We start from the raw sequence: 3,788 nt of genomic DNA on the forward strand, positions 1-3,788 counted from the left end.
GGTCCGAGTTCTCAAGTTCGCCAACTGACCGCCCAGGTCAGCGCGGTCAGATCACGGGCTGGGCTCGCCCAATGGGGCCGGTCGGGCCATGTAATAGCCTTGCCCGTAAGCAACCCCGAGATCTACCAGGGTGACGAGTTCTGCGGCCGTTTCGATCCCCTCGGCGACCACGTTGGTTTGGGACGCTTTGGCGAGCGCTACCAGAGCCGTAACCATTGCTTGCCGGTTGGGATCGCGGTCAACATCTCGCACCACATCGATGTCCAACTTGATCGTGTCATGCGGCAGCAGGATGAGATGTTTGAGGCTGGCCAGGCCGGCGCCGACATCGTCGATCCATACTCGCAAGCCGCGACGTTGCAACCCGAGGAGGGTCGTGCGGAATTGCTCGTAGTCGTCGATGATGGCTTCTTCGGAGATTTCGACCCGGATCCGGCCCGACGACAGACTTGAGAAGACATTCCAGAAGGGGAGCGACTCGACTGCCTGAGGCGACACGTTGACGGTCAGGAAGCAATCTTGCGGGATGTCGTCGAGGTGGCTTACGGCGACCCGCAAGGCGGCGAGTTCGAGTTCGACTCCGAATCCCATCCGGACCGCTTCCTGGAACCAGACGTTGGTCGGAACCGGGAGTTCGAATCGGGCCAACGCCTCGTATCCGACGGGACTTCTGTCACCGACCAGCCAGTTCCCGAGCTGGAAAATCGGTTGGAATTGCATGGTCAGGCCGGTCCCACCGATGGCGGCCCGGATCGCGGACCTCAGGTCGGCGTCGCTCGGAGCGCCGGCGCCTGGCGCCTCCGCGGGAGGCATACTTGTCCGACCCGCTAAGGGCAGCATGTCGGTAGCCAGGTTGATCATCAGTTCCATTCCTTCGAGTCGGTGTTGTTGACAATGATTGAGTTGGCCACGGGGAAAGGCGGTGTTTGGGCATGAATCCGCGGGAAATCGAGTCGGTCGGCACGTCCTGGGAACGGCGAGGGCCGTGAGTTCGTTCGGACCGTTTTTCTAGGTGAGGGAATTGTTTTGGGAAGGTGGCGATCGTCGGGAAGCATATCGCCGAACACTTTGGGGTCGATTCCGGTTTTGAGCAACGCTTCGATGGCTGCCGCTTCCATGGGGCGGGCAAAGAGGTATCCCTGGCCGACCTGGCATCCGAGGTCCCGGACCCGCCTCAGCTGCTCAGCGGTTTCGATCCCCTCGGCCACGGTCTCGAGTCCGAGTACTGATCCGATCTGGAGCACGATATCGGCGAGCGGCGATGGGTCATCCCCGGCGACCCGGCTCACAAATGACTTGTCGATCTTGACGATGTCGATGGGAAGTCGGTCGATGTATTTCAGCGACGAGTAGCCGGTTCCGAAGTCGTCCACGGCGATGCGCACTCCGAGAGCTTTGAACTCGTCGAGCGTCTCGGTAAAGGCCTCCACCATCACGTTTTCGGTGATCTCGATGACAAGATACTTCGGATCCAACCCTGATTCGGCGAGGGCGGTGCGCACTTCGTTGGTTATGTCCGGTTCGACGAGTTCCCGGGGTGACAGGTTCACAGAGACGGTGGGTTTGCATTCTGAGCCGTTGGCATGCCAGCGGCTCGCCTGCCAGCAGGCCTGACGGAGAACCCATCGGCCCAGGGGCACGATGAGCCCGGTCTCTTCTGCCATGGGAATGAACTCGTCGGGCGGGACCAGGCCGCGTACCGGATGGTTCCATCTGACGAGGGCTTCCATTCCGAGAACCTGGCGGGAAGCGAGGTCGACGAGGGGTTGGTAGTAGAGCACCAGTTCGTCGTGTTCGATGGCTGATTTGAGTTCGGATTCCAGATCGCCCTTGCCAGCTGTCAGGTCTTCGATGTCGTCTTTGTAGACTTGATATGAACCCTTTTGGCGGACCTTGGCAACGTACATCGCCTGATCGGCGTGCTGCATGAGGTCGGCGGGGTCTTCGCCGGGTTGTGTGAAGGCCACCCCGACGCTGGCATGGCACGATATCTGGCCTCCGGTGAGGACGAACGGACGGTTGAGGGAAGCGATTATCCGTTCGACCACGATGACGGCGTCGTCTGGATGGGAGAGATGGTCGAGCAGGATGGCGAACTCGTCACCGCCGAGGCGGGCGACGGTGTCGTGCGGGCGACAACACGACTGAAGCCGCCTGGCTACTTCCACGAGGAGTTGGTCGCCGACCGGATGGCCGAAGGTGTCGTTTACCGTCTTGAAGTCGTCAAGGTCGAGGAGGAGCAGTGCCGTTTTGGCGGCACTGCTCGTGGCCGGATCGGTCACGTCGGCCAGTTTCTCGTGCAGTAGGGCCCGGTTGGCGAGTCCGGTGAGCGTGTCGTGCATGGCCCGATGTCGCAGGTCTTCTTTGAGGACGGTGAGTTGGGCGACCGAGTCTTCGAGTCGCCCGTTGTCGAGCGTTACGCTCACCTGACTGGCGAGGGTTTCGAAGAATCGGAGGTCCCGGGGGGTGAAGGTGCGAACGTCGCCCATCGGGTCGGCTACCACCATCAGCCCGTTGGTGCCTTCGGGGCCGAGGATCGGAGCGACCATTTCGTCGTAGCCTTTCCGGTGCAGTCTTGAGCGTTGCCGGAAGCCCCGTTTGAGCAGGCGAGGCTCGTCGGTTTCGAGCGCCCCGGCCCAGGCCTCGTCCTGGGCCTCGTGGGTGATCTGCATGACCTCCGTCTGGTCGCCCGGTCCGACGCCGGTGCGGTATCCGTCCTGGTCGAAGCCCATCGGGAAGATGAGGATCTCGGCCCGTTCTGCCTCGAACATGGAACGGGCATGGGTTGCCGCGGTCAACATGGCCGCCTCGATCTGGGGGGAGACGTGCATTGCCCTGGTTGCTTCATACAGTGCCTGAAGCCGTTTGTGTTCTTGACCCTGAGCAACGTAGGCCCGGTAGGCGAGGTAGAGAACCGCCGGCGGCACCGCGGCCGCCCAGGCTGCGCCGGGTTGTGTCCACATGACGATAATCGCCACCAGGCCAAGGCTCGAATTCATGAACGCCGCTCCGGCACCGAGCCTCAACACGTTCATTTGTTCGGAGCGGACCAGGTCACCCCCGGCGAGATGGATCGCGACGTTGATAAGGAGGTTGGCGACGACCACTGCCAATAGGGTGGCGGTCAGGAGACCGATCCAGGCGGCCGGTCCGAGCGGGTTTCTCTGGCCGAGAATCGCATGGAATACGATGACGGCGAGGGTCGATTGTACGGTGAATTGGCTCAGATTGAATGTCAGCTTGATGGCGGATTGGCGACGGTTCAACCCGAGGGCCAATGCGTTCCCGATAAGTTGGGCTCCGATGAGACCTAGCGGACTGGCGAACATGAGGCCTAGCACGAGGGGGACCTCGCTCATTGAGAACGAGTGGGCGTCACGACGGAACTGGAAGTGGACGACCGTCAGTTCTGCCAGGTAGACAAAGCCGACCAGTACCGGCCAGGGGATGTGAAGGGGCGCGTCGATCGATGGCAGGTGGCGGATGGTGCCGGTGAGTGCCAACGCCACCCCGATCAGCGTCGATGTCAGGATCCAGACGCGGCCACTTCCGGTCAGGTGGAGTGTGCGCCTCACACCCGACACCCCACTTTCGGCCACGCTCGACATCTGTCAACCCTCCGTTTGAGAATATGGCTGTTAGCGGTCTAGTTCCAACCGAGCGCCGACCAGGAAGCTCCCGACCAGGAGGCACCCGACCAGGAGGCACCCGACCAGGAGGCACCCGACCAGGAGGCACCCGACCAGGAGGCACCCGACCAGGAGGCACCCGACCAGGAGGCACCCGAC

The 3,788-nt window shown here is 62.1% G+C and carries 3 protein-coding genes; all 3 read right to left on the bottom strand.

Annotated elements, in window-relative coordinates; all coding sequences use genetic code 11:
* Window positions 1–51: 51 nt before the first annotated feature.
* Window positions 52–861 carry an EAL domain-containing protein gene (locus JJE47_04670; GenBank protein MBK5266708.1) on the bottom strand — a complete coding sequence of 270 codons (810 nt, stop codon included), beginning with the start codon at window positions 859–861 and terminating at the stop codon, window positions 52–54.
* Window positions 861–3,575: a bifunctional diguanylate cyclase/phosphodiesterase gene (locus JJE47_04675; GenBank protein MBK5266709.1), complete on the bottom strand. Its 2,715-nt coding sequence runs from the start codon at window positions 3,573–3,575 to the stop codon at window positions 861–863. Before JJE47_04675 ends, JJE47_04670 begins: the two co-directional genes overlap by 1 nt.
* A gap of 63 nt (window positions 3,576–3,638) precedes the next feature.
* Window positions 3,639–3,788: pentapeptide repeat-containing protein (locus JJE47_04680; GenBank protein MBK5266710.1), on the bottom strand; the 150-nt coding region annotated here is incomplete at its 5' end.

Source organism: Acidimicrobiia bacterium (genome assembly GCA_016650365.1).
GTDB lineage: Bacteria > Actinomycetota > Acidimicrobiia > Spongiisociales > JAENVV01 > JAENVV01.